This is a genomic window from Mesorhizobium sp. CC13 (genome assembly GCF_039907765.1).
GTDB lineage: Bacteria > Pseudomonadota > Alphaproteobacteria > Rhizobiales > Rhizobiaceae > Aminobacter.
In genome coordinates this window covers 46873-71717 of sequence record NZ_JARDJI010000001.1, presented here as the reverse complement: position 1 = coordinate 71717, position 24845 = coordinate 46873, and the positions used below count along the sequence as shown (strand labels likewise).

The following is a 24845-nucleotide window of genomic DNA, read 5'->3' as shown; positions in this document are numbered from 1 at the left end:
CAACGAAAAGGCCCGGAGCGGTTTCGCTTCCGGGCCTTTTTCGTCAGAGGTCCCTGATCCACTTCGCCAGGCGGTGCGACGCCTCCTCGACCTGGTCGAGGCGGCGGTGGAAGCAAAGCCTGAGGAAGCCCTCGCCGCCGGCACAGAAGGCCGTGCCCGGCGCCAGGCCGACCAATGCCTTGTCGACGATGTCGAAGGCGGCCCGCTCGGCGTCCTTCATGCCGTCCACCGCGAAGAACAGGTAGAACGCGCCCGGCGGCACGCTGAACCGCACCCGACCCGTCTCGCCCAGAACCCTGCAGACGATGTCGCGCGCCTTTCCGGCCCGCTCCACCTGCTCGGCGATGAAGCCGTCGCCCTCGTCGAGGGCGGCTATGGCGCCGCGCTGCAGGAACTGCGCCACGCCCGACGTCGAGTACTGCACCAGGTTCTCGAACATGCGGCTGAGCGAAGGATGCGTCTTCAGCCAGCCGACGCGCCAGCCGGTCATCGCCCAGTTCTTCGAGAAGGTGTTGACGAACAGGACCTTGTCCTCGGGCTCCATGACGTCCATGAAGGACGCCGCCCGGCCGCCGCCGTAGTAGAACAGCGCGTAGATCTCGTCGGCGACGATCCAGAGGTCGTGCTTGCGGGCAAGATCGAGGATCGCCTGCAGGGTCTCGCGGTCGGCGGTCCAGCCCGTCGGGTTGGACGGCGAATTGACGAAGATGACCTTCGTGCGCGGGGTGATCGCAGCCGCGATCTTCTCCACGTCGCAGGACCAGCCGTTGTCGGTCATGTCGAGCAGCACGGGCACGGGCCTGGCGCCGGCAATCCCCGCCGCACCGGCGAAATTCGGCCAGGCCGGCGCGAGATAGATCGCCTCGTCGCCGGTGCCGGACGTCGCCTGCAGGGCCATGGTGATCGCCTGCATGCCGCCGATGGTGACGATGAAGGAGTCGGCGCCGAAATCCTTGCCGAAATGGCGCCGGTGATAGCGCGCGATCGCCTGGCGCAGCTCCGGAATGCCGGCCTGCCAGGTATAGAAGGTTTCACCGTTGGCGAGCCCGCGGCTGGCGGCATCGCTGATGAAGGCAGGCGTCGGCATGTCGCTCTCGCCGGCCCAGAGCGGGATCAGGCCGGCGCGCTCGCGGCCGTAATTGGCCACCGCCTCGATACCGCTCACCGGCGCGAGACGGGCTTCGGGGCGAACCATATCGGTCAGGCTCATGGTCAATCCGATTGCTGTTGGCTTCGACGACAGTCCTAGCGCGCCGCCCAAAACGAAAAAACCCCCGCTGGGCCAGCCACGCGGGGGTTTTCGGCATGCCAGCGAAAGACGTCACTTCTTCGCGAGAAGGTCGCGGATCTCGGTGAGCAGCACCACATCGGCCGCAGGTGCAGCCGGCTCGGCCGCCTTCTCCTTCTCGAGCTTCTTGCGCATGGTATTCACGGCCTTGACCATCAGGAAGATGATCCAGGCCAGGATCAGGAAGTTGATGACGACGGTGATGAAGTTGCCGTACGCGAACACCGGCCCCTGCTTTTTCGCCTCTTCCAGCGACGTCGCGGTCACCGCGTCCGAAAGCGGGACGAAATAGTTCGAGAAATCCGCGCTTCCAGCCATGCCGATGATCGGCATGATGATATCGCCAACCAGCGACGACACGATCAATCCGAAGGCGCCGCCGATGATCACGCCGACGGCCAAGTCCATCACGTTGCCCTTGGAGATGAACTCCTGGAATTCCTTTAGCATAGAACCCTCCATTCACGATCTGCAAAAAGGCGAATCGTTCCCCGCCGTCCGTCGCCGAGCGCCGCCACCATAGCAAAAACCTCCGCGTGCAAAACCCGTCAATGCAACGACAGCGTACAAGCCGGACCCGACCCTGCGGAAAGCCTCTAGGCGACAAGGATAATGGACTTGGCAACCAAGCTGTGATTGCCTCCGGCGGAAAGGCCCGGGAAGCGGCCCGGATCCGGAGAAGGCGCTCGACGTGCAAGGCCTGGCCATCGTCTTCATCGCCATCGCCTATGTGTCGCTGCTGTTCGCGATCGCGAGCATCGGCGACCGCCGGGCCGCCAGCTGGGCACCCGGTCGCCCGCGGCCGTTCATCTATGCGCTGAGCCTTGCCATCTACTGCACCTCCTGGACGTTCTTCGGGTCGGTGGGTCTCGCCTCGGAACGCGGGCTCGAGTTCCTCGCCATCTATATCGGGCCGGTGCTGGTGTTCATGTTCGGCTTCCCGCTGCTCAGCCGCGTCATCAAGCTGGCCAAGGCCGAAAAGATCACCTCCATCGCCGACTTCCTCGGCGCCCGCTACGGCAAGAGCTTCACCGTCGCCTCCATCGCCACGCTGATCGCCACCGTGGGCGCGGTGCCCTACATCGCCCTGCAGCTCAAGGCGATCTCGGGCTCGGTCAGCCTGATGGTCGAGCACTACAGCGGCTCGCCGCCGTCCTTCGATCCGTTCGTCAGCGACATCTCGCTGGTCGTGGCGCTGCTGCTCGCCCTGTTCGCCGTTTTGTTCGGCACCCGCCACGCCGACGCCACCGAGCACCAGAACGGTCTGGTGCTGGCCGTCGCGGTCGAGTCCATCGTCAAGCTCGTGGCGTTCCTGGCCGTCGGCCTGTTCGTCACCTTCGGCCTGTTCGGAGGCCCCGGCGACATGTTCAAGAGCTTCGCCGCCAACACCCAGGCGGCAGATGCCATGGGCTACGGCACGTCGCTCGGCACCTGGCTGGTCGTCACCGTCATGAGCGGCTTTGCCATCGTCATGCTACCGCGCCAGTTCTACGTGATGATCGTCGAGAACCGCAGCGACAGCGAGCTGCGCACGGCCGCATGGGTGTTTCCGGCCTATCTGGTCGCCATCAACCTGTTCGTGCTGCCGATCGCCTTTGCCGGCCTCGCCGTCGTCGGCGGCGGCACCACGGGCGACCTCTACGTGCTGTCGCTGCCGCTGTTCGAAGGCTACGACTTCCTGGCGATGGTTGCCTTCATCGGCGGCCTGTCCGCCGCCACCGCCATGGTCATCGTGGAAAGCGTGGCGCTGTCGATCATGATCTCCAACGACCTGGTGATCCCGATCTTCGTGCGCCGCCTGATCAACACCAAGGCCGGCAACACCGAGGACTGGTCGGCGATCATCCTCAACATCCGCCGCGCCTCGATCTTCATCATCCTGTTCGTCGCCTTCCTCTACTACCGCGAAAGCACCAACAGCACGCGGCTCTCCTCGATCGGTCTGATGTCGTTCGCGGCCATCGCCCAGTTCGCGCCGGCTTTCATCGGCGGCCTGATCTGGCGACGCGCCAATGCCCGCGGCGCGGCCCTCGGCATGACCGCCGGCATCGCCACCTGGTTTTACACCCTGCTCTTGCCTTCGCTCGCCTCGCCCGGCGCCTCGATTATCTCCGACGGCCTCTTCGGCATAGAGGCGCTTCGCCCGCAGGCGCTTTTCGGCACCGTGGCCGAGCCGCTCAACCATGGCGTCCTCTGGAGCCTCGCCGTCAACACGCTGTTCTTCGTGCTCGGCTCGCTGTCGCGCGCATCCGTGCCGCTCGAACGCATCCAGGCGTCGATCTTCGTGCCGCGCGACACCAGCCCGATGCCGAGCCTGCGCCGCTTCCGCACGGCGATCACCGTCAACGACCTCAAGGATACGATCGCCCGCTACCTCGGCGTCGAGCGCACAGAACGCTCGTTCCAGACCTTCCAGAACGAGAGCGGCAGCAAGCTCGTCGGCAACGAGCAGGCGGGCATGGACGTCATCCGCTTCTCCGAGCAGCTGCTCGCCAGCGCGGTCGGCTCATCGTCGGCCCGGCTCATCCTGTCGCTGCTGTTCAAGCGCGGCGACAACTCCGCCAAGGACACGTTCCGGCTGCTCGACGACGCTACCGAGGCGCTGCAGCACAACCGCGACCTGCTGCAGATCGCCCTCGACCAGATGGAACAGGGCATCACCGTCTTCGACCAGGACTTCAGGCTGATCTGCTGGAACCGGCAGTACCGGTCGCTGTTCGACCTGCCCGACGACATGGGCCAGGTCGGCGTTTCGATCGACCGCATCCTCGGCTACCTCGTGGCGCGCGGCGACATTGCGCAGGCCTCGCGCTTGACCGCGCTCAACCGCCTTACCGGCTTCGGCGGACCATGGCAGATCGAACTCAAGACGAGTGGCCGCATCATCGAGATGCGCTCCAACCCGATGCCCGACGGCGGCATCGTGGCGACCTACACCGACATCTCGGCGCGCGTCGCCGCCGACCTCGCGCTCAAGCGCGCCAACGAATCGCTCGAGCAGCGCGTGAAGAGCCGCACCGCCGAACTCACCCGCGTCAACGAGGAGCTGGCGCAGGCGCAGATGCTCGCCGAGGAGGCCAATCTCGGCAAGACGCGCTTCCTGGCGGCCGCCGGCCACGACATCCTGCAGCCGCTCAACGCCGCCCGCCTCTACTGCTCGTCGCTGATCGAGAAGGCCGGCAAGGGGACGGCCGGCCAGGCGGCGCGCAACATCGAATCCTCGCTGGAATCGGTCGAGACGATTCTGGGTGCGGTGCTCGACATTTCGCGCCTGGACGCCGGCGCCATGAAGCCGGCCGAATCCGCCTTCCGCCTCGACGGCCTGCTGCGCCAGATCGGCACCGACTTCCAACCCATGGCGCGCGCCAAGGACCTCGACCTCGTCATCGTGCCGTCCAGGCTCGCGGTCGAGACCGACCGCAACCTGCTGCGCCGGCTGATCCAGAACCTGGTCTCCAACGCCATCAAATACACCCGCTCGGGGCGCATCCTCGTCGGCGTCAGGCGGCGCGGCGAACTCGCCGAGATCCAGGTCATCGACACCGGCATCGGCATCGCCGCCGACAAGCTCGGCACCGTCTTCAACGAGTTCACCCGTCTCGACGACGGCGTGCGCGAGGCGCAGGGGTTGGGGCTGGGCCTGTCGATCGTCGACCGCATCGCGCGCGTGCTGAAGCTCGAGATCCGCATCCATTCGCTCAAGAACAAGGGCACGCGCTTCTCGGTCATCCTGCCCGTCACCACGACCGAGGCTTTGCCTGCCGCCTCGGCTGCGCGGCCGCGCGTGCAGGCGGGCGCGGTGCTCGACGGCCTCAGGGTGATCTGCATCGACAACGACGCCCGCATCCTCGAAGGCATGCGCCTGCTGCTCGAAGGCTGGGGCTGCGCGGTGCGCACCTATTCGGGCACGGTCGAGTTCGCTGCAGCCGCCACGGACGGCCCCGCGCCGGAAGTCATCCTCGCCGACTACCATCTCGACGGCGAGAACGGCCTCGACGTCATCCAGGCCCTGCGCGCCAGCTTCGGCGAGACCACCCCCGCCGTGCTCATCACCGCCGATCGTTCGAACGAGGTGCGCGCGGCCGCCGACGCGATCGATGTCATCGTGCTCAACAAGCCGCTGAAACCGGCCGTGCTCAGGACGCTGATGAACCGCATGCGGCGGATGGCCCACGCCGCGGAATAGGCTCAGGAGGCGATGCGCGGCTCGCTGCCGATCTTGGAGAGCAGGATCACCGCCTGGGTGCGGCTGTCGACGCCGAGCTTCTGCAGGATGGCCGAGACATGCGCCTTGATGGTCGCCTCCGACACGCCGAGCTCGTAGGCAATCTGCTTGTTCAACAGCCCTTCGGCCAGCATGCCCAGCACCCGCGTCTGCTGCGGCGTCAGCGACTGCAGGCGCTTGATGAGATCGGAAATCTCCGGATCGCGCTCCACGCCGAGGTCGATGTCGCTCGGCGCGATGATTTCGCCCGACAGCACCGTCTCGATCGCCTCGCGGATCTCGTCCATGCTCGCCGATTTCGAGATGAAGCCCGAGGCGCCGAGCTCCAGCGCGCGGCGGATGGTTTCGGGATCGTCGGTGGCCGAAACGATGACGACCGGAACCGTGGCATGGACGCCGCGCAGCGAGATCAGCCCCGACAGGCCGCTGGCGCCCGGCATCGAAAGGTCGAGCAGCACGATGTCCAGGTCGTCATTGGCGGCGACGATCGCCTTGACGCTTTCGAAATCGCCGGCCTCGAGCACGCTCGACACGTCGGCCAACCCGGCGATGGCCTGCTTGAGCGCGCCCCGGAATAGCGGATGATCGTCTGCGATGACGAACTTGTGGCCTGCCGACAATTGTCCCTCCCGAGATCCCGGCCATCTGCGCGCCATGGACCGTCGGGCGCGATTATGCGGCCCGGTGGCGCCTTTTCAAGCAGTTAAACGGAAGTCGGGCCTCCAGAATACGCTTCATGCGCAACTTTCGGGCATCGGCGGGCCGTCCGCGGTTCAGGTCCGGTCGGGGGCAGGCGCCGGCTGGCCGGTCTTTTCATTCTCGAAGTCCTTCACGATGCCCAGGAAGCTGCGGAAGAAGCGCTCCATGTAGCCCATCGTCTTCTCGAACTCCTCTTCGCTCGGCAGGGTCGATTCGAATTTCTGGGCCAGCGAGCCCTCGAGCTTGACCACACGCTGGTCGAGATCCTTGAGCTCCGTCTGCAGCCGGTCGATCTCGTCCTGCAGCGCCGAGCGCTCGTCGGCGGCCAGCTTGCAGACGAGCTGGCCGTCGCGGTCCTCGCAGATCGACATCTCGCCGGTCCGCGTGTCCATGCGCACGTAGCCCTTCTCGGTCTTCTCCATCTGGTAGCGCTGGGCCTCGGCTGCCGAGGCGTTCCCCATGCCCAGGCCGGCCAGCAGGGGGACGAGCAGGATTGCACTCTGGCGCATGGCATTCTCCATTTTCGACCCGGCGCCATTATCGCGCCCCAATAGGCCCAAATTACGGTGGGGCGAGGCTTGCCGCCCTTCCACGCATGATGCTTTCAGCCTATAGCGCCCGTATGACGAAGACCATCTACAAGATCTGCCCCGAGCCGCTATGGCGCGACGCCGAGCGCAAGGGGGTTTTCGAAGGCGCCCCGGTCGATCTGGCCGACGGCTTCATCCATTTCTCGACCGCCGGACAGGTCAGGGAAACAGCGGCAAGGCACTTCGCCGGCCAGGCCGACCTGCTCCTGGTCGCCATCGACGCCGACAGCCTCGGCGCGGCCTTGAAATACGAGGTCTCGCGCGGCGGCGCCCTGTTCCCGCATCTCTACGCCCCGCTCCAGACGGCAGCCGCCGTCTGGGTCCGGCCGCTGCCGCTCGAGGCAGACGGCAGCCACGACTTTCCGGAGCTCGAACGGGAATGAATGCATTCGACCGGCTTGGACGCCACCTGCTCTTCGGCTTCGATCCGGAGGCCGCGCACGGGCTGTCGATCAAGGCGCTGCGTTGCGGCCTCCCGGTCGGCGGTCGCGCGCCGCAGGATGCCCGGCTCAGGGTCAAGGTCGCCGGCCTCGACTTCCCCAACCCGCTCGGCATGGCCGCCGGCTATGACAAGAACGCCGAGGTGCCCGATGCGCTGCTCGGCCTCGGCTTCGGCTTCGCCGAGGTGGGCACGGTCACACCGCTGCCGCAGGCGGGCAACCCCAGGCCGCGCATCTTCCGCCTCGTCGAGGACGACGCCGTCATCAACCGGCTCGGCTTCAACAACGAGGGTCATGACGCCGCCGAGCGACGGCTTGCGGCCCGCGCCCGCCGTCCGGGCATCGTCGGCGTCAACATCGGCGCCAACAAGGACAGCGCCAACCGGATCGCCGACTACGTCATCGGCGTGAAGCGCTTTGCCCGCCACGCCTCCTATCTGACCGTCAACATCTCGTCGCCCAACACGCCGGGCCTGCGCAACATGCAGGCGCGCGAGCAGCTGGCCGAACTGTTGGCCAGCGTCATGATCGCCCGCGCCGAAGCCGGCCAGGCGGTGCCGATCTTCCTCAAGATCGCGCCCGACCTGCACGAGGCAGAGCTCGAGGACATCGCCGCCGAAGTGACCGAAAAGGCGATCGACGGCATCATCGTCTCCAACACCACCATCACGCGGCCGCCGCTGCGCAGCACAGCCAACACCGGCGAAACCGGCGGCCTCTCCGGCAAGCCGCTGTTTGCGCGCTCCACCGCGGTGCTCGCCCGCATGCGCAAGCTGGTCGGCCCCGAGCGCGCCATCATCGGCGTCGGCGGAGTGGATTCCACCGACACCGCGCTCGAGAAGATCCGCGCCGGCGCCGACCTCGTGCAGATCTATACCGGCATGGTCTATGCCGGGCCGTCGCTGCCGGCGCGCATCGTCCGCGGCATGTCCGACTTCGCACGGCGCGAGGGCCTGGAAAGCATCTCCAAACTGCGCGACAGCAAGCTCGATCAGTGGACCGCGGCACCGCTGTGAAAGGCCGTGCGCGCCCTCGGCCGCAGCAGCGCGAGCAGCGACAGGCCGCGCGCGATCAGGAACAGATGCAGCGACATCCATAGGCCGGCATTGCCGAAGGCGACCGGGAGTGTCGCCAGCGCGGCCACGAACACGAGCAGCGACAGCAGCATCATGTTGCGCATGTCGCGCGACCAGGCGGCGCCTATGAACACGCCGTCCATCTGGAAGGCGAGGACGCCGCTCAAGGCAGTGAAAGCTGCCCAGGGCAGAAACGCCATCGCCACGGCACGCACATCCTCCGCCGTCGAGATCATCGCGACGAAGCTGCCGCCGAAGGCGAGCAGGACGAGCGCCATGACGCCGGCCATCGCGAAACCCCAGACCGAGCAGAGCCGGACCGCCTTGCGGAAGGCCGCCTCGTAGCGGGCGCCGATCGCCCGTCCGGCCAGTTGTTCGGCCGCGGTGGCGAAACCGTCGAGGAAGAAGCTCGCGACGAGGAAAAAGTTCATCAGCACGGCGTTGGCCGCCAGCGTCGCGGTGCCGAACTGCACGCCCTGGCGGGTGAACAGCGCAAAGGCCGCGAGCAGCGCAAAGGAGCGGATCATGATGTCGCGGTTGAGCACGAACAGCCGGCGAAACGCCTTGCCGTCGAAGATGCCGGCGCGCGCCAGCGGCGGCTGCCGGCCGAACCGCCGCATGAGCACGGCGAGCCCGAGAAAAGTGCCCGCCACCTCGCCGCCCACCGCCGCCCAGGCCACGCCTTCGACGCCCCAGCCCAGCTCCAGTCCGAGGAGGATGGACAACACGATGTTGACGCCGTTGAGCGTCGCCTGCAGCAACAGGCCGAAACCGCCCTCGCCGCGGCCGAGCACATAGCCGAGCACGGCGTAGTTGACGAGCGCGAACGGCGCCCCCAGCATGCGGATGCGGACATAGGCGTCGAGTGTCTCGCTGACGCGCGGCTCGGCCGACATGAACCATTGCCCGGCGAGCGAAGTGAGCGGCGCCGCAAGCATCAAAAGCAGGCCGGCGACCACGGCGATCACCGTCGCCCGCCAGAACACGGCCTGCTGCTCGGCATCGTCGTCGCGGCCGACGGCCTGGGCCACCAGGGCCGTGGTACCGGCGCGCAGGAAATTGAAGCTGGTGAAGACGACGTCGAAGGCGACGGCGCCCGCGGCCAGTCCGCCGAGCAGGGCCGCATCGCCGAACTGCCCGACCACCGCCGTGCCGACCACGCCGATGAGCGGCGTCGTCAGATAGGCGAGCGTCATCGGCACGGCGATCGCCAGCACCGTCCTGGTGGTCACGTCGAAAGCGCCTACATGCGTGACCCTGGACGCAGCGTCCAACGTCTCCCCTCCTCAGGCATGATTCCCGTCAGCTGTGCAGTTGGACCGGTTTCTTCGGCCGGCGCAACCGTCTAACCTGGCAGGACAATTCATTGCGCCGCACTGGTTCAGCATGCCGCTTCAGATCGTCAGCCACCCGGATTACGACGCCGGCTTCTCGCCGGATCACCGTTTCCCGATGGGCAAATACACCCAGCTCATGGCGCGCCTCGGCGAACTGGGGCTGACGGCCGGCCTCAACCGGGCGCAACCGATCTCGCCCGACTGGCTGCGGCTCGCGCATGAGGACAGCTATGTCGGGCAGGTGCTGGCCTGCACGGTGCCGACGCACATCGAGCGTGAGATCGGCTTTCCCGTCGGCGAGCGGGTGTCGCGGCGCGCCCAGCTCGCCGCCGGCGGAACGCTGCTCGCGGCACGGCTGGCGCTCGACCACGGCATCGCCTGCAACACGGCCGGCGGCAGCCACCACGCCAGGCGCTCGCAGGGTGCCGGCTTCTGCACCTTCAACGACGTCGCGGTCGCGGCGCTGGCGCTGCTCGCCGAGCGGCTGGTCGAGAACATCCTCGTCGTCGATCTCGACGTTCACCAGGGCGACGGCACCGCCGAGATCCTCGCCGGCATGGCGGGGACCTTCACCTTCTCCATGCATGCCGAGAAGAATTATCCGGTGCGCAAGGTCGCCTCCAGCCTCGACATCGGCCTGCCCGACCGCACCGGCGACGATGCCTATCTGGCGACGCTGTCGGAGGCGCTCGGCAGCCTGTCGGCGATGCGCCGCTGGGACCTCGTCTTCTACAACGCCGGCGTCGACCCGCACCGCGACGACCGGCTCGGCCGCCTCGCCCTGAGCGACGACGGCCTGCGCCGGCGCGAGCGTCTCGTCATCGAGCATTTCCGCGCAGCCGGCGCGCCGCTCTGCGGCGTCATCGGCGGCGGATATTCGACCGACGTCGCCGCGCTCGCCGCCCGCCACGCGATCCTGTTCGAGACGGCCGCCGGCTTCGCCTGAGCTATTTGCGGTAGCTGAACAGCCTGAGGACGACGAAGGCCGGGATGACGATCGCGGCGCCCAGCAGGATGTAGCCCAGGAAGCGGTCGATGGCGCGGAAGCCCATGCGCCAGATGTCGAGGAAGAAATCGCGGATGCCGTAGAGCACGTCCCAGGGCGACCAGCCGAAGGCATTCATCACGATGCCCACCAGGAAGGAGATGACCAGGAGCTTGATGAGCACCCGAAGCGGGGTGTCGCCGAGAAAACGCGCCAGTCCGTTCAAGTCAGTCTCCTGCGATTCTTGGGCCTACCCCCGAATATCGCGATTGCGCCACGCGCTTCAAGATGCGGCACCGGGGCATATCGGCGAAGATCTCATCGAGTGCCATTGCCGAGCGGGATGCGCGATGCTAACCAAGTGCCCGCGCGGGTATGATGTAATGGTAGCCTGTCAGCTTCCCAAGCTGAACGCGCGGGTTCGATTCCCGCTACCCGCTCCAGCTTTCAATTCAAGGTCTTGAGCCAGGATCGACCGCCCCCGCGGTCATCAGGGCCTAAGGCCGTCGCTGCGGAATCGGCCAGCAATTCTGGCAAAGGCCGGCTTCCGAGCGGACGCCGCAGGCCGGTGGCCTGCGGCATCCTGTTTCGAAGCTCTGTCGATCAATCCTTGCCGTAGATGTCGAAGTCGAAATACTTGGCGTTGATCTTGGCGTAGGTGCCGTCGGCCACGATCGCGGCGATCGCCGCGTTCAGCTTCTCGCGCAGCGGGTCGCCCTTGCGCACGGCGATGCCGGTCAAAGACTCCGTGCCCTTCAGGTCGCCGACCAGCTTGCAGCAGTCGTTGCCGGTGGTCTTCATCCAGTCGACCAGCACGAACTTGTCCGACACCACCGCATCGAGGCGCCCGTTGGTCAGGTCGGCCATGGCTTCGTCCTGCGTCGGATAGAGCTTCACGTCGGCGCCGGCCTTGGCATATTTGTCCTCGGCGTAGATGGCCTGGGTCGTCGAGGCCTGCGCGCCGACGGTCTTGCCGTTGAGCGCATCCGGCTCCGGCGAGGCCAGGGTCGTGTCCTTCAGCGCCACCAGCGCCAGCGGCGTGGTGTAGTACTTGTCGGTGAAGTCGACCTGCTGCTTGCGCTCCTCGGTGATGGTCATCGAGGCAACGATGGCGTCGAACTTGCCGCCCTGCAGCGCCGGGATGATGCCGTCCCAGTCCTGCGTGACCCACTCGCACTCCACTTTCATCTGGGCGCAGAGCGCGTTGCCGACGTCGATGTCGAAGCCGGCGAGCTTGCCGTCGGCGGTCAGGGTGTTGAAGGGCGGATAGGCGCCTTCCGTGCCCAGCTTGAGCTTGCCGCCCTCCTGCGCCGAGGCGGCGCCGACGCTCAGCAGAAGGGCCGCCAGCGCGGCGGAGCATGCCAATCTTCTGGAAATCTGCATTTTCGTCTCCGTTGTCGAACCACTCTTTTTTGGCGAGTGTTCCCACCTTCCAGCCAATCACACAGGCCGGCAACGGACAAGCAAAGTCTTGATAAGGCTGGGCTACCTTAGGTCATGCGGAAGTGCTTGGACAGCTTGAGGCCCTGCGCCTGGTAGTTGGAGCCCAGGTCCGAGCCGTACAGTGCGCGCGGGCGTGCCAGCATGTACTCATAGACGAGGCGGCCGACGATCTGGCCATGTTCGAGGATGAACGGCACCTCGTGGCTGCGCACCTCGAGCACGGCGCGGCTGCCGGTGCCGCCGGCGGCGGAATGGCCGAAGCCGGGATCGAAGAAGCCGGCATAATGGACGCGGAACTCGCCCACCAGCGGATCGAACGGGGTCATCTCGGCGGCGTAGAGCGGCGGCACGTGCACGGCCTCGCGCGAAACCAGGATGTAGAATTCGTCCGGGTCCAGCACCAGTTCGCCCGAACCGTGGTTGTAGATCGGCTCCCAGAAATCGACCACCGCATGGGCCGCGCGCTTGTCGACGTCGACCAGGCCGGTGTGGTGCTTGCCGCGATAGCCGACGATGCTGCCCGCCTCGCCGCCGAGGTCGATCGACAGCGCTATGCCGCCGCCGGAAATGTTGGGCGGATCGATCGCCACCAGCCGGTCGGAGACGTGCAGCGCGTGCAGCTCCGCCTCCGACAGCAGCGCATTGCCCTTCCTGAAGCGGATCTGCGACAGGCGCGAGCCCTTGCGCACGACGATCGGGAAGGTGCGCGGGCTGACCTCAAGATAGAGCGGGCCGGCGTAGCCGGCAGGGATCTTGTCGAACTCCTGGCCGCGGTCGGTCATGACGCGCGTGAAGATGTCGAGGCGGCCGGTCGAACTCTTGGGATTGGCCGAGGCCGAGATGTCGGCGGGCAGGTTGAGCGCCTCCTGCAGCGGCACGATGTAGACGCAGCCCGTCTCCAGCACGGCGCCGTCGGCGAGGTCGATCTCGTGCAGCTTGAGCCGGTCGAGCTTGGCCTGCACCAGGTGGCCGGGGCCGGGCAGGAAGCTGGCGCGCACGCGAAAGGCCTTGGCGCCGAGGCGCAGGTCGAGGCTCGCCGGCTGGACCTGGTCGGCGTCGAGCGGCGGTGCGGCCAGCGCACCCGAAGCGAACAAAGCCGCGATGTCCTGGTCCGGAAGAATGCCCGACTGCCGCATTGGCCAACTCCTCTACAACGCCGGCGCGACCGTGCGGCAAGGACGCTGCAGCGCTCGATGCCCATGGACCCGGCCTTCGGACCATGCGCGTGGCCCAAAACGTTTAGTCGAGCCCGCGATTGACGCAAGCCGGCGACAGGTCTAAAGGACCTTTATCCCGTGGTGATTTGGCCGGTCGGCTTGCAGCCACGTTAAACAAGTCGCTAAAGGGCCGCAGTTGGACCGGTTTGCGACTTCTCGCGGCCGGTTTTTTTGTATTTGGAAGTCGCTATGACCACCGACAAGACACGCAACTGGAATCCCCAGACCACCCTCGTCCACGGCGGCACGCTCCGCTCGGAATTCGGCGAGACCTCCGAAGCGATCTACCTGACCCAGGGCTATGTCTACGACAGCGCCGAAAGCGCCGAAGCGCGCTTCAAGGGCGAGACGCAGGGCTTCATCTATTCGCGCTACGCCAACCCGACCGTAGACATGTTCGAGAAGCGCATGTGCGCCCTCGAAGGCGCCGAGGACGCCCGCGCCACCGCCTCGGGCATGGCCGCGGTCGCCGCCGCCATCCTCTGCAGCCTCAAGGCCGGCGACCACATCGTCGCCGCGCGGGCGCTGTTCGGTTCCTGCCGCTGGATCGTCGAGACGCTGGCGCCCAAATACGGCATCCAGGCGACGCTGGTCGACGGCACCAGGATCGAGAACTGGGAAAGGGCTCTCCAGCCCAACACCAAGCTCTTCTTCCTCGAAAGCCCGACCAACCCGACGCTGGAAGTGGTCGACATCGCCGCCGTGGCCCAGCTCGCCGACTCGATCGGCGCCCGCGTCGTCGTCGACAACGTCTTCGCCACGCCGATGCAGCAGAAGCCGCTCGAACTCGGCGCCCACATCGTCGTCTACTCGGCCACCAAGCACATCGACGGCCAGGGCCGCTGCCTGGGCGGTGTGATCCTGTCCGACAAGAAGTGGATCGACGAGAACCTGCACGACTATTTCCGCCACACCGGGCCGAGCCTGTCGCCGTTCAATGCCTGGACGCTGCTCAAGGGGCTGGAGACGCTGCCGCTGCGCGTCCGTCAGCAGACCGAGACCGCCGGCAAGATCGCCGACTTCCTCGCCGGGAGGCCGGAAGTTTCGCGCCTCATCTATCCGGGCCGCGCTGACCATCCGCAGGCCGACATCGTCAGCAAGCAGATGAAGGGCGGCTCGACGTTGATCTGCTTCGACGTCAAGGGCGGCAAGAAAGCGGCCTTCGCCTTCGAGAATGCGCTCCGGATCATCCTGATCTCGAACAATCTCGGCGACTCCAAGAGCCTGATCACCCATCCGGCGACCACCACGCACAAGAACCTCACCGACGAGGCCCGCGCCGAACTCGGCATCGACGACGGCACGCTGCGCCTGTCGGTCGGCCTCGAGGACGCCGACGACCTGCTCAACGACATCGGCGACGCGCTGAAGGCCGCCCGCTGAGATCTCCGGCGGCCCCAGGCGGTCAAGCAGGTAGACAAATGAGGGGGCGCTCCGGTCGACCGGGGCGCCCCCTCTTTCGCTGTCCTTACGGCAGCTTGGTCTCGTAGACGTAGAGCTTGGTCTCGTTGTCCTCGGGCGCCGCGGTCAGGCGAATGCCGGTTTCGGTCTTCTCGACCAGCACCGGATTGCCGGTGATCGACTTGCCCTTCTCCGTCCAGATCTGCACGGGCACCTGGAACAAGGGGCGGCCTTCCTTGAGGTCGATCACGTCGATGCCGCCAAGGCGGAACAGCTGTCCATCCGGGCCCGGACGGTATTCGGTCAGGCCGGTGCAGACCGCCTGGCCCGGCTTCGCCAGTCCGCAGTCCTGATAGTCGATGTAGTGCGAGGGATTGAGCGTGCGGGTCTTCTCGGGGTCGAGCGCCGCGTCCGGCACGGTGAGGTCCTCGGTCACCTTCCAGGTGTAGAACCGGCGCGAACCCCAGCTGACGGCATGCAGCGTGCCCTGCTCGGCATCGTAGACGACGCCGCCGATGTGGTCGGGAAAGCGGAAGACCTCGGTGGCTTCCAGCGTCTCCGGATCGACGCGGTACATGATCGACTTGCTGTTCGGGCGGTACTCGGCAACCGGCACCCACAGCCAGCGGCCGTCGTAGTCGATGCCGCCGGGATGGTAGATGGCCCCTTCGCCGAGCTTCACCTGGCCGATGAGCTTACCGTCGGCGTCGAGCTTGAACAGATGCCCGGCGCCTTTGCCCTCGTCGCGGTCCATGCCGTTCTGCGGCGTCTCGTATTTCTTGGTGCGCTCGATGATCTCGACAGACGACATGAACAGGGAGTCGCCGACACGCGCGAAGCCCTGCGGATGGAAGGTGTCGAAACCGAGCATCGATGACTTGACGAGCGTCCACTCCGCGCCACGGGTCAGCTTGCCGATGCTGTCCGCCAGGTCGTCGGCGCGGGCAGCCGTGCCGGCCAGGCAGACGGATGCGAGCAGGAGTGTGAAGAGACGTTTCATTGCAGTGATTCCTTGTCGTTGGACGACGCGGAAACTCACGCCCGCGCATGACGCGCGGGTGACACATGGGTGTCGGTTGTGCGAAATCCCCGCCATGTGCCGATCACATTCGGCGTGAACAAGGCGATCAGTTGTTGACCGCCCGCGGCAAGGGGCGGACCCTAGCGTGAAGGTCATGGAGCGCAGCATGTATCGCGCGGTCACCCGCAACATCGCCGTCGAGGTCGAGCCGTTCTACCTCGAGGAACGGTCCGAACCTTCCGAGAACCACTACGTCTGGGGCTATCGCGTCACCATCGAGAACAACTCGGACGAGTTCGTGCAGCTGTTGTCGCGCTACTGGCACATCACCGACGCGGCCGGCAAGATCGAGGAGGTGCGCGGCCCGGGCGTCGTCGGCGACCAGCCCGAGCTCAACCCCGGCGACAGCTATCAGTACACGTCCGGCTGCCCGCTCTCGACGCCGTCGGGCATCATGGTCGGGCGCTACACCATGCGCAACGAGGCGGGCGAGCTGTTCGACGTCGCGATACCGGCGTTCTCGCTCGACCTGCCCAATGCGCGGCACAGGCTGAACTGAGCTATTCGGCTGCGGCGAACTCGCCCGGATCGAACTCGTAGGCCTTCGAGCAGAACTCGCAGTTGACGCGAATGCGGCCGCCTTCGACGCTGTCCTTGATCTCCTCCGCCGAGAAACCCTGCAGGATGCCGCGGATCTTGTGGTCCGAGCACGAGCAGTCGTCGGCGACATGCACGCCTTCGTAGACGCGCACGCCGTGCTCATGGAACAGACGGTAGAGCAGCCGCTCGGCGCCCACGGTCGGATCGATCAGTTCGGTCGGCTCGATGGTCGCGACCAGCGCCAGGAGCTCCTGCCAGGCATTGTCCTCGGGCTCGGCCGCGACATCGCGCTGGTCGCCGTCGCCGCCATGAATGTCCTGCACCCTCCGGCGCTCGGGCGAGTCCGGCAGGAACTGGGCCAGCAGCCCGCCGGCGCGCCAGTGCTCGCCGCCGCCCTCGCCCGGAAGCACCAGCTTGGCGACAGACAGGCGCAGGTCGGTCGGGATCTGCTCCGACTGGCGGAAATAGGTGCGCGCCGCCTCTTCGAGCGAAATGCCGTTGAGCTCGACGATGCCCTGGTAGCGCTGGGTATGCGCACCCTGGTCGATGGTCAGCGCCAGGACGCCGGTGCCGAGCAGGTCCTCGGGCGCGGTCATGCCGGCCTTGATGGCCTCCTCGACGCGGTCGGCGTCGAAGCGGGCATAGGCACGCAGCGAATGCGGCGTGGTGAAGTCCGCCACCAGCATGTCCACCGGCCCGTCGGTGCGGGTCTGCAGGATGAACTTGCCCTCGAACTTGAGCGAGGTGCCGAGCAGCACCGTGACCACGCAGGCCTCGGCGAGCAGCCTCGCCACAGGCTCCGGATAGTCATGGCGGTCGAGGATCTGGTCGAGCAGGGGCCCGAGCTGCACGGTGCGGCCGCGCACGTCGAGCGGCTCGACCGCGAATGGAACGACGTGGTCGTCGCCGGCGAACCCGAACTCGCCGAGCTTGCGTTCGGTCTCAGTCACTGGATCTGTTTCCCATATAATGAATTCTGCGACCAGTCGGCCAGCCGGCGGTCGCAGAACAAGGCATCGATAGATTGTGTTGATCCCGCCCCAGATAGGGTCGCGGGATCAGTCATTCAAGCGCCGAGGCACCAGGCCAGCACGGCCTTCTGCGCATGCAGCCGGTTCTCGGCCTCGTCGAACACCACCGAGTTGGGCCCGTCGATCACCTCGTCGGTGACCTCCTCGCCGCGATGCGCCGGCAGGCAGTGCATGAACAGCGCGTCCGGCTTGGCGTGCTTCATCAGCTCGGCATTGACCTGGTAGGGCAGGAAGACGTTGTGGCCGCGGGCGCGGTGCTCCTGGCCCATCGACACCCAGCAGTCGGTCACCACGGCATCGACGCCGCTGACGGCTGCCTCCGCATCGCGGGTCAGCATCACCTTGCCGCCATTGGCGCGGGCCCAGTCGACGTACTTCTGCTCGGGCTCGCTGCCTTCCGGCACGGCCATGTTGACGTTGAAGCGGAAGCGCGCCGAGGCTTCGAGCAGCGAGTGCAGCACGTTGTTGCCGTCGCCGGTCCAGGCAAAGGTCTTGCCGGCAACCGGGCCGCGATGCTCCTCGAAGGTGAGGATGTCGGCCATCAGCTGGCACGGATGGGTGTCGTCGGTGAGGCCGTTGATGACCGGGATCGTGGCGTTCTCGGTCAGCTCGAGCAGGCGGTCATGCGCCGTCGTGCGGATCATGATCGCGTCGACATAACGCGACAGCACCTTGGCGGTGTCGGCGATCGACTCCGAGCGGCCGAGTTGCATCTCGGTGCCCGTCAGCATGATCGTCTCGCCGCCGAGCTGGCGCATGCCGACATCGAAGGAGATGCGCGTGCGCGTCGACGGCTTGTCGAAGATCATCGCCAGCACCTTGCCCTCGAGCGGCTTGGATCGCTCGCCAGCTTTCAGGCGCGCCTTGCGCGCCGCCGCATCGTCCAGAATCCCGCGAAGGTCGCTCCCGGACAGGCCCGAGAGGTCGGTGAAATGACGAATTGCGCTGGTCATAAGTCGTCCTTGGTTTATCCGCCGTTGGCGGCGGCCTTGGAGAGGCTGGCGGCGCCGGCGCGGATGCGCTTCAGCGCTTCCTGGATGTCCGCGTCTGTGGTGGTGAGCGGCGGCAGCAGGCGGATCACATTGTCGCCCGCAGGCACCGCGAGCAGCTTCTGGTCGCGCAGCGCCATGTTCACCTTGGTGTTGGGCATGGCGCATTTGACGCCCAGCATCAGGCCGGCGCCTCGGATGTCGGAAATCACTTCCGGGAACTCGTCGGCGATGGCCGCGAGCCCCTGCTTCAGGAGCAGCGCCTTGCGGCTGACCTCCTCGAGGAAGCCTTCGTCGAGCACGACGTCGAGCACGGCGTTGCCGACCGCCATGGCAAGCGGATTGCCGCCGAAGGTGGTGCCATGCACGCCGGGCGTCATGGCGCTCGCCGCCGCTTCGGTGGCAAGGCAGGCGCCCACGGGGAAACCGCCGCCGATGCCCTTGGCGATCGCCATCAGGTCCGGCGAAACGCCCGACCACTCATAGGCGTAGAGCTTGCCGGTCCGGCCGATGCCGCATTGCACTTCGTCGAAAATCAAAAGCAGGTCGTGCTTGTCGCACAGCTGGCGCAGGCGCTTGAGCGAGGCTGTCGGGAACGGGCGGATGCCGCCCTCGCCCTGCACCGGCTCGAGCAGGATCGCCGCCGTTTCGGGTCCGATCAGCTTCTCGGCCGCGTCGATGTCGTCGAAGGCCACCTGGTCGAAGCCGTCGACCTTCGGGCCGAAGCCTTCGAGATATTTCGCCTGGCCGCCGGCGGCGATGGTGGCCAGCGTGCGCCCGTGGAAGGCGCCCTCGAAGGTGATGACGCGGTAGCGCTCCGGATGGCCGTTCTTGTAGTGGTAGCGACGCGCCGTCTTGATCGCGCATTCCAGCGCTTCCGCACCCGAATTGGTGAAGAAGACGCGGTCGGCGAAGGAGTGCTCGGCCAGGCGTTCGCCCAGCCGGCTCTGGCCGGGGATCTCGTAGAGGTTCGAGACGTGCCACAGCTTGGCGGCCTGCTCGGTCAGCGCCTGGACGAGATGCGGATGGCCGTGGCCCAGCGAATTGACGGCGATGCCGCCGGCGAAATCGAGATATCGCTCGCCGTTCTCGGCCACCAGCCAAGACCCCTCGCCTCGCTCGAAAGCCAGGGGTGCACGAGCAAATGTCTCGTAAAGCGCCGATCCGCTCATTATATGCATCTCCGGAACCGGAAAATCAAAAAGCCGCCTCAAGCGGCGGCCCCGCGGGTATATCAGGTTTTTCGGTCATGAAGTCAACGAAAACGTCGTGCAGGACCAAGCGACGTGCCCTTGCTGGCCGCGCCCCGCGGCAAGGTTGAGGCAAGTTGGGGAAAACCGAAAAAACAGAATCACTGTTGCCGGTCGGACTCTTGTCACCGAGTCAGCGCATCGGTAATTGTAGTTGAGAAATAACTAGATTTCGTGCGGCGGACATAATCACCGAATAGATGTGGTGCCCACCCGGCCCCCGGGGTGGTGACGGATTCCGAATTCTGCGCGCTAAATCAGGAGCACGGTCTCATGAACTGGACTGACGAGCGGGTCGAACTTCTCAGGAAATTGTGGTCGGAGGGTCTGAGCGCAAGCCAGATCGCGGCGCAGCTCGGCGGTGTCAGCCGCAATGCCGTCATCGGCAAGGTCCATCGCCTGAAGCTGTCCAGCCGTGGCCGCGCCACGGCCGCGCCGACGCGCCAGAAGAAGGCGACCGCGACGGCCCCGAGCGCGACCAAGTCGGTCCAGCGCACGGTGACGACCACGCGCACCGTGACCGCCACCATCGGCGCCACCGCGCTGCAGGCCCAGTTCGACGTGGAGCCGGTCGCCCGCCACTACATCCGCCCGGTCGAGAACGTCGTCGTGCCGATCTCGCGGCGCCTGCAGTTGATCCAGCTCAGCGAGCGCACCTGCAAGTGGCCCAATGGCGACCCGCTGAGCGAAGACTTCAACTTCTGCGGCAACGACGTCGGCGACAGCGGCCCCTATTGCGGCTACCATTCGAAGGTCGCCTTCCAGCCGGCCTCCGAGCGCCGCAAGGCGCGCTGAGCGAATAGCGAATAGCGAATAGCGAATAGCGAATAGCGAATAGCGAATAGCGAATAGCGAATAGCGAATAGAAATCTAAGAAAAGGCCCCGGATCGTCAATCGAACGGGGCCTTTTTCTTTCTAGTCGCCACTCACTACTTATTTCTCAATATTCCCCAATTCCCTTCGCTACTCACTACTCACTACTCCCTACTCGCTCCCTTCACAGCCACCCGTTCTTCCTGAACCGCCAGTAGAGTACCGAGCACACTACCGTGATGATGGCGAGCACCGTCGGATAGCCGTAGGCAAACCTGAGTTCGGGCATGTCCTGGAAGTTCATGCCGTAGATGCCGGCGAGCGCGGTCGGCACGGCCAGGATCGCCGCCCATGAGGCCAGCTTCTTGGCGATCGCCGTCTCCTGGCTCTGGCCGACGAGCACGCTCGCCTCGAAGGCGAAGGCCAGCACCTCGCGCAGCGTGTCGACCTTTTCGAGTACCGTGCGGATATGGTCGCTCACGTCCCGGAACATCGGATGCATGGCGGGCCGAAGTTGCGGCAGGTCGGCCGTCGTCAGCCTCCGGCAGACCTCGACCAGCGGCCCGGCCGCGTTGCGCAGGCGTAGCAGGTCGCGCCGCAGCATGTAGAGCCGCTCGATGTCCTTCGAGGTCATCGGCCGCGCCAGCACGCCGTCCTCGATGGCGTCGACCTCCTCCTCGATCTGCTCGAGCACGGGCATGTAGTTGTCGACGATGAAGTCGAGGATGGCGTAGAGGATGAAGTCCTCGCCCTTGGCCAGCGCGCTCGGGCAGGATTCCCAATGCTGGCGGACCGCCGCGTAGGACGTCGAGACGCCGTGCCGGACGCTGACGATGTAGCCCTTGCCGACGAACATGTGGGTCTCGCCGAAGTCCACCCTGCCCTGCACCAGCTGCGCGGTGCGCGCGACGATGAAGAGCGCATCGCCATATTGCTCGATCTTGGGGCGCTGGTGCGGATGCTCGGCATCCTCGATCGCCAGGTCGTGGAGGTTGAACTGCTTCTGCACCCGCAGGAGCAGTTCGCGGCTCGGCTCCAGGAGCCCGATCCACACCACATGGCCGTCCTTGGCGGCCCAGTCTCCGGCTTCCTCGATGGCGATGTCGGCCAGCCTGCGCCCGCCGAGATAGACGCTCGACGCGACGACGCCCGCTTCCGGGTTCTGGTCGAACTTCCTGGCTAACTCGGTCATGGCTGCACCTGGACGATGATGTGCCTGCGCGGTCAGGCGTTCAGTCTAGTCCCTCGCCGCAATCCGTAGAAGTGCCTTGCGTCGGGGCTCAGGGCTTGGCCTCGGCGGCCAGCGTGACGCGATGGCTCGCGTCCTCCTTCGGCCGCTCGGGCGGCATCTGCTCGCCGGTGACGATGTAATAGATGGTCTCGGCGATGTTGGTGGCGTGGTCGCCGATGCGCTCGATGTTCTTGGCCACGAACAGGAGATGCGTGCAGGGCGTGATGTTGCGCGGGTCCTCCATCATGTAGGTCAGCAGCTCGCGGAACAGGGATGTGTACATGGCGTCGATCTGCTCGTCGCGGTCGCGCACGAAGCCGATCTTCTCGACCGAGCGCGAAGCATAGACGTCGAGCACTTCCTTGAGCTGTGTCAGCGCCAGTTCGGCCAGCGCCTCGAGGCCGCGGAAAAGGCTGGTGGGCTGCCGCCCCTCGGCCACCACCGAGACGCGCTTGGCGATGTTCTTGCCGAGGTCGCCGACACGCTCGAGGTCGGCCGAGATGCGGATCGCCCCGATGATCTCGCGCAGGTCGGTCGCCATCGGCTGGCGGCGGGCGATGATCAGGATCGCCTTGTCGTCGATCTCGCGCTCGGCCTCGTCCAGCAGCGCGTCGTCCTGGATCACCCGTTGCCCGAGCTCCGGATCGCCATTGACGAGCGCTGCGACCGCGCGGTCGACCATGCGCTCGGCCTGGCCGCCCATGGCCGCGATCTTGCGGGCGAGGAACTTCAGCTCCTCGTCATAGGCGCTGACGATGTGAACGGACTGCATTTGCGACACGGGCCTTCCTGCTTGGCGGATGATTCACGCTTCTAAATCCGCAAGCCTAAGCTAGCCTGATGACAGAAAAAAGAAATGCTTGGCGTCGGCAAACCTTTTGCCGGCTCAGCGCGCCGGCAACGACACGGTGAAGGCCGATCCCTTGCCGAGTTCCGACCTGATGGTCAGCCGGCCGTTGTGCCGGCTCAATATGTGCTTGACGATAGAAAGGCCCAGCCCGGTGCCCTTCTGGGCGCGGCTGGTCTCGACGTCCACCCGATAGAAGCGCTCGGTGACGCGCGGAATATGCTCGGCCGGTATGCCCGGGCCGAAGTCGCGCACCGTCACTTCCAGCTCCGGTTCGCCGGCCTCGCTGACGCGCCGCATCGACACCTCCACGCGTCCGCCCGACTGGCCGTATTTGCAGGCGTTCTCGAGCAGGTTCTGGAACACCTGGAACAGCTCGTCGCGGTCGCCGTGGACCTCCAGCGGGCCCTCGGCGAAATCGCGCTCCACCACCACGCCGGTCTCGGCGGCGAGCGGCGCCAGCGAGGCGATCACCGCCTCCACCGTCTGGCGCAGGTCAACCTTCACGCCGGGCTTGAGATAGGGCTTCATCTCCAGCCGCGACAGGGACAGCAGGTCGTCGATCAGCCGCGCCATGCGGCCGGTCTGGTTCTGCATGATCTGCAGGAACTGGTCGCGCGCATTGGCATCGTTGCGGGCCGGTCCGCGCAGCGTCTCGACGAAGCCGGCGATCGAGGCCAGCGGCGTGCGCAACTCGTGGCTGGCATTGGCGATGAAGTCGGCACGCATGCGGTCGATGCGGCGCGACTCGCTCTGGTCCTTGAAGGCAAGCACGAACAGGCCGGTGCCGCGCCCGACCGCCGATGCGGTGACGCGGAAGACCCGTTCGAAAGGCACCCTTTCGACATATTCAGCCGTCAGCGAGCCGTTGCGGCCGTCGAGCACGCCCTCGATCAGGGCCTGCATTTCCGGCGCGCGGAATTTCAGCAGCAGCGGCAGCTCGGGCTTGATGGCGCCGAAGGCCGTCTCGGCGGCCTCGTTGGCGTGCACCGCGGCGCCGCCGCGATCGAAGATGATCAGCGGGTCGGCAACGGCCGCGGCCAGCTTTTCGCCCGACAGCCGGTCGAGCGGCGAGCGCTCCGCACGCGCCGCCACCTCGGCCAGGCGCCGCCCGGCATTGGTGCGGGGCGCGACCATCGCAAACAGGAAGAGCAGGACGATGGCGAATACGGTCACCCAGGCGGAGTCGGCGCCGTAAAAATGCACTGCAAGCACGGCGACGGCGGCCGCGGCGAGCATCCACCGGTTCTGGTAGAGGCGCCCGGCTGTGAGGCGCACCGTCCGCTTCGCTCGTGTCTGGGTGCCGGTATCCGCCATCTCTGCCCATCGCGATGCACGGCCCGAGGCATCCAACATGCCTCTGGACCGCGATTGTGCCACCCAATAGCATGGTTCGCAGAGCTGGAAAGGTGCCGTGGCCATGAAAAAAGACAAGGAAAGCAAGAAGGATGCTCCCGCCGAGGCCGTCGGCGTGCCCCCTGCCGCCGAGGCCGGCCCGGTCAGGCTCAAGGTTGGCAAGGAGGAGCGCAGCTTCGACATCAACGACCCGAAACTGCCCGACTGGGTCGACAAGAAGGCGCTGAAGTCGGGCAACTATCCCTACGACGACAAGCTGCCCGAGAAGGAATACGAAGAGACGCTGGAACAGATCCAGATCGAGCTGGTCAAGTGCCAGGCCTGGATGCAGGCGACTGGCAGGCGGGTGCTGGCATTGTTCGAGGGCCGCGACGCCGCCGGCAAGGGCGGTACCATCTTTGCGATCAGGCAGTACATGAACCCGCGCACCGCGCGCAACGTGGCGCTCCCCAAGCCGACCGAAACCGAGCGCGGCCAGTGGTACTTCCAGCGCTACGTCGCCCAGTTCCCGACCGCCGGCGAGTTCGTCACCTTCGACCGCTCCTGGTACAACCGCGCCGGCGTCGAGCCGGTCATGGGCTTCTGCACGCCCGAGCAGCACCGGCAGTTCCTCGACGAGGCGCCGCATTTCGAGGAGATGATCGTCAACGAGGGCATCTACCTGTTCAAGTTCTGGCTCGACATCAGCCAGGAGATGCAGCTCAAGCGCTTCCACGACCGCCGCCACAGCCCGCTGAAGAACTGGAAGTTCTCGCCGATGGACGTTGCAGGCATGACCAAGTGGGACGACTACACCAAGGCCATCGAGCTGATGGTGGAGAAGACGCACACGGCGCGCGCGCCCTGGATCGTCGTGCAGGCCAACGACAAGCGGCGGGCGCGGATCGCCGTCATCCGCCACGTGCTGCGCGCCCTCAACTATCCGGGCCGCGACCTCGATGCCATCGGCCGTCCCGACGGCAAGGTCATCCACGAAGGCATGAAGTTCCTGAACGACTGATCCGC

23 protein-coding genes, 1 tRNA gene and 1 riboswitch are annotated in these 24845 nt (G+C 66.2%); of the genes, 9 read left to right on the top strand and 15 right to left on the bottom strand.

The annotated features are described in order from the left end of the window. Nucleotides 1-43: 43 nt before the first annotated feature. Both PV773_RS00320 and mscL read right to left on the bottom strand, forming a co-directional pair. Nucleotides 44-1210, bottom strand: a complete 1167-nt coding sequence (locus PV773_RS00320) for a pyridoxal phosphate-dependent aminotransferase (RefSeq protein ID WP_347964415.1) — start codon at nucleotides 1208-1210, stop codon at nucleotides 44-46. Between the two features lie 111 nt (nucleotides 1211-1321). After that, nucleotides 1322-1738 carry a large conductance mechanosensitive channel protein MscL gene (mscL, locus tag PV773_RS00315; protein WP_347964414.1) on the bottom strand — a complete coding sequence of 139 codons (417 nt, stop codon included), beginning with the start codon at nucleotides 1736-1738 and terminating at the stop codon, nucleotides 1322-1324. A 241-nt stretch (nucleotides 1739-1979) separates the two neighbouring features. Between mscL and PV773_RS00310 the strand changes: the two genes are divergently transcribed. After that, a complete protein-coding gene (locus PV773_RS00310) occupies nucleotides 1980-5474 on the top strand; it encodes a NahK/ErcS family hybrid sensor histidine kinase/response regulator (RefSeq protein WP_347964413.1) in 3495 nt (1164 codons plus the stop codon). Between the two features lie 2 nt (nucleotides 5475-5476). Here the strand turns inward: PV773_RS00310 and PV773_RS00305 are convergent, their stop codons facing one another. Further along, complete coding sequence (locus PV773_RS00305; protein WP_340036311.1) at nucleotides 5477-6133, bottom strand: response regulator transcription factor; 657 nt, start codon at nucleotides 6131-6133, stop codon at nucleotides 5477-5479. 153 nt (nucleotides 6134-6286) lie between these two features. Then, on the bottom strand, nucleotides 6287-6673 hold the full coding sequence (locus PV773_RS00300) for a hypothetical protein (protein WP_347964906.1): 387 nt from the start codon (nucleotides 6671-6673) through the stop codon (nucleotides 6287-6289). Between the two features lie 161 nt (nucleotides 6674-6834). Here PV773_RS00300 and PV773_RS00295 point away from each other — a divergent pair, with 161 nt between their 5' ends. Beyond that, on the top strand, nucleotides 6835-7185 hold the full coding sequence (locus PV773_RS00295) for a DUF952 domain-containing protein (protein WP_347964412.1): 351 nt from the start codon (nucleotides 6835-6837) through the stop codon (nucleotides 7183-7185). Beyond that, nucleotides 7182-8258, top strand: coding sequence for a quinone-dependent dihydroorotate dehydrogenase (locus tag PV773_RS00290; protein WP_347964411.1), 1077 nt, complete (start codon nucleotides 7182-7184; stop codon nucleotides 8256-8258). Before PV773_RS00295 ends, PV773_RS00290 begins: the two co-directional genes overlap by 4 nt. Here PV773_RS00290 and PV773_RS00285 read toward each other — a convergent pair. After that, nucleotides 8234-9514 (bottom strand): MATE family efflux transporter, encoded by a 1281-nt coding sequence (locus PV773_RS00285; RefSeq protein ID WP_347964905.1) that lies wholly within the window; start codon nucleotides 9512-9514, stop codon nucleotides 8234-8236. The genes PV773_RS00290 and PV773_RS00285 overlap by 25 nt on opposite strands. Nucleotides 9515-9704: 190 nt before the next feature. Between PV773_RS00285 and PV773_RS00280 the strand changes: the two genes are divergently transcribed. Continuing rightward, the gene (locus PV773_RS00280; RefSeq protein ID WP_347964410.1) at nucleotides 9705-10601 is read left to right on the top strand and encodes a histone deacetylase; all 897 of its coding nucleotides are present in this window, start codon (nucleotides 9705-9707) and stop codon (nucleotides 10599-10601) included. Nucleotide 10602: 1 nt separating this feature from the next. Here PV773_RS00280 and PV773_RS00275 read toward each other — a convergent pair whose 3' ends face one another. Further along, on the bottom strand, nucleotides 10603-10866 hold the full coding sequence (locus PV773_RS00275) for a DUF6460 domain-containing protein (protein WP_340036307.1): 264 nt from the start codon (nucleotides 10864-10866) through the stop codon (nucleotides 10603-10605). Between the two features lie 143 nt (nucleotides 10867-11009). On the opposite strand from PV773_RS00275, the gene PV773_RS00270 reads away from it, so the two are divergent. Further along, nucleotides 11010-11083, top strand: a tRNA-Gly gene (locus PV773_RS00270). Nucleotides 11084-11243: 160 nt separating this feature from the next. Here PV773_RS00270 and PV773_RS00265 read toward each other — a convergent pair. Both PV773_RS00265 and PV773_RS00260 read right to left on the bottom strand, forming a co-directional pair. Next, nucleotides 11244-12023, bottom strand: coding sequence for an ABC transporter substrate-binding protein (locus tag PV773_RS00265; protein ID WP_347964409.1), 780 nt, complete (start codon nucleotides 12021-12023; stop codon nucleotides 11244-11246). A gap of 107 nt (nucleotides 12024-12130) precedes the next feature. Continuing rightward, complete coding sequence (locus tag PV773_RS00260; protein WP_347964408.1) at nucleotides 12131-13219, bottom strand: 2'-deoxycytidine 5'-triphosphate deaminase; 1089 nt, start codon at nucleotides 13217-13219, stop codon at nucleotides 12131-12133. A gap of 149 nt (nucleotides 13220-13368) precedes the next feature. Then, a riboswitch (SAM riboswitch) is annotated at nucleotides 13369-13446 on the top strand. A 43-nt stretch (nucleotides 13447-13489) separates the two neighbouring features. Between PV773_RS00260 and PV773_RS00255 the strand changes: the two genes are divergently transcribed. Further along, nucleotides 13490-14683 (top strand): O-succinylhomoserine sulfhydrylase, encoded by a 1194-nt coding sequence (locus PV773_RS00255; RefSeq protein ID WP_347964407.1) that lies wholly within the window; start codon nucleotides 13490-13492, stop codon nucleotides 14681-14683. A gap of 85 nt (nucleotides 14684-14768) precedes the next feature. Here PV773_RS00255 and PV773_RS00250 read toward each other — a convergent pair whose 3' ends face one another. Beyond that, nucleotides 14769-15701 (bottom strand): DUF6454 family protein, encoded by a 933-nt coding sequence (locus PV773_RS00250; protein WP_347964406.1) that lies wholly within the window; start codon nucleotides 15699-15701, stop codon nucleotides 14769-14771. A gap of 187 nt (nucleotides 15702-15888) precedes the next feature. On the opposite strand from PV773_RS00250, the gene apaG reads away from it, so the two are divergent. After that, nucleotides 15889-16281: a Co2+/Mg2+ efflux protein ApaG gene (apaG, locus tag PV773_RS00245; protein ID WP_347964405.1), complete on the top strand. Its 393-nt coding sequence runs from the start codon at nucleotides 15889-15891 to the stop codon at nucleotides 16279-16281. 1 nt (nucleotide 16282) lies between these two features. Here apaG and PV773_RS00240 read toward each other — a convergent pair whose 3' ends face one another. From PV773_RS00240 to PV773_RS00230, 3 genes are all read right to left on the bottom strand, one after another. Next, complete coding sequence (locus PV773_RS00240; RefSeq protein ID WP_347964904.1) at nucleotides 16283-17290, bottom strand: Hsp33 family molecular chaperone; 1008 nt, start codon at nucleotides 17288-17290, stop codon at nucleotides 16283-16285. A gap of 98 nt (nucleotides 17291-17388) precedes the next feature. Continuing rightward, nucleotides 17389-18306 carry an ornithine carbamoyltransferase gene (gene argF, locus PV773_RS00235; protein ID WP_347964404.1) on the bottom strand — a complete coding sequence of 306 codons (918 nt, stop codon included), beginning with the start codon at nucleotides 18304-18306 and terminating at the stop codon, nucleotides 17389-17391. 14 nt (nucleotides 18307-18320) lie between these two features. Then, nucleotides 18321-19514 carry an aspartate aminotransferase family protein gene (locus PV773_RS00230; protein ID WP_347964403.1) on the bottom strand — a complete coding sequence of 398 codons (1194 nt, stop codon included), beginning with the start codon at nucleotides 19512-19514 and terminating at the stop codon, nucleotides 18321-18323. Nucleotides 19515-19865: 351 nt separating this feature from the next. On the opposite strand from PV773_RS00230, the gene PV773_RS00225 reads away from it, so the two are divergent. Next, nucleotides 19866-20387, top strand: a complete 522-nt coding sequence (locus tag PV773_RS00225; protein ID WP_347964402.1) for a GcrA family cell cycle regulator — start codon at nucleotides 19866-19868, stop codon at nucleotides 20385-20387. 203 nt (nucleotides 20388-20590) lie between these two features. Here the strand turns inward: PV773_RS00225 and PV773_RS00220 are convergent, their stop codons facing one another. The 3 genes from PV773_RS00220 to PV773_RS00210 form a co-directional block, all read right to left on the bottom strand. Next, entirely contained in the window at nucleotides 20591-21598 is a 1008-nt protein-coding gene (locus PV773_RS00220) for a magnesium and cobalt transport protein CorA (RefSeq protein ID WP_347964401.1), read from the bottom strand. An 88-nt stretch (nucleotides 21599-21686) separates the two neighbouring features. Next, nucleotides 21687-22409 (bottom strand): phosphate signaling complex protein PhoU, encoded by a 723-nt coding sequence (gene phoU / locus PV773_RS00215; RefSeq protein WP_340036295.1) that lies wholly within the window; start codon nucleotides 22407-22409, stop codon nucleotides 21687-21689. A 114-nt stretch (nucleotides 22410-22523) separates the two neighbouring features. Beyond that, nucleotides 22524-23801: an ATP-binding protein gene (locus PV773_RS00210; RefSeq protein WP_347964400.1), complete on the bottom strand. Its 1278-nt coding sequence runs from the start codon at nucleotides 23799-23801 to the stop codon at nucleotides 22524-22526. Nucleotides 23802-23904: 103 nt separating this feature from the next. Between PV773_RS00210 and ppk2 the strand changes: the two genes are divergently transcribed. Beyond that, the gene (gene ppk2 / locus PV773_RS00205; protein ID WP_347964903.1) at nucleotides 23905-24840 is read left to right on the top strand and encodes a polyphosphate kinase 2; all 936 of its coding nucleotides are present in this window, start codon (nucleotides 23905-23907) and stop codon (nucleotides 24838-24840) included. Nucleotides 24841-24845: the final 5 nt, after the last annotated feature.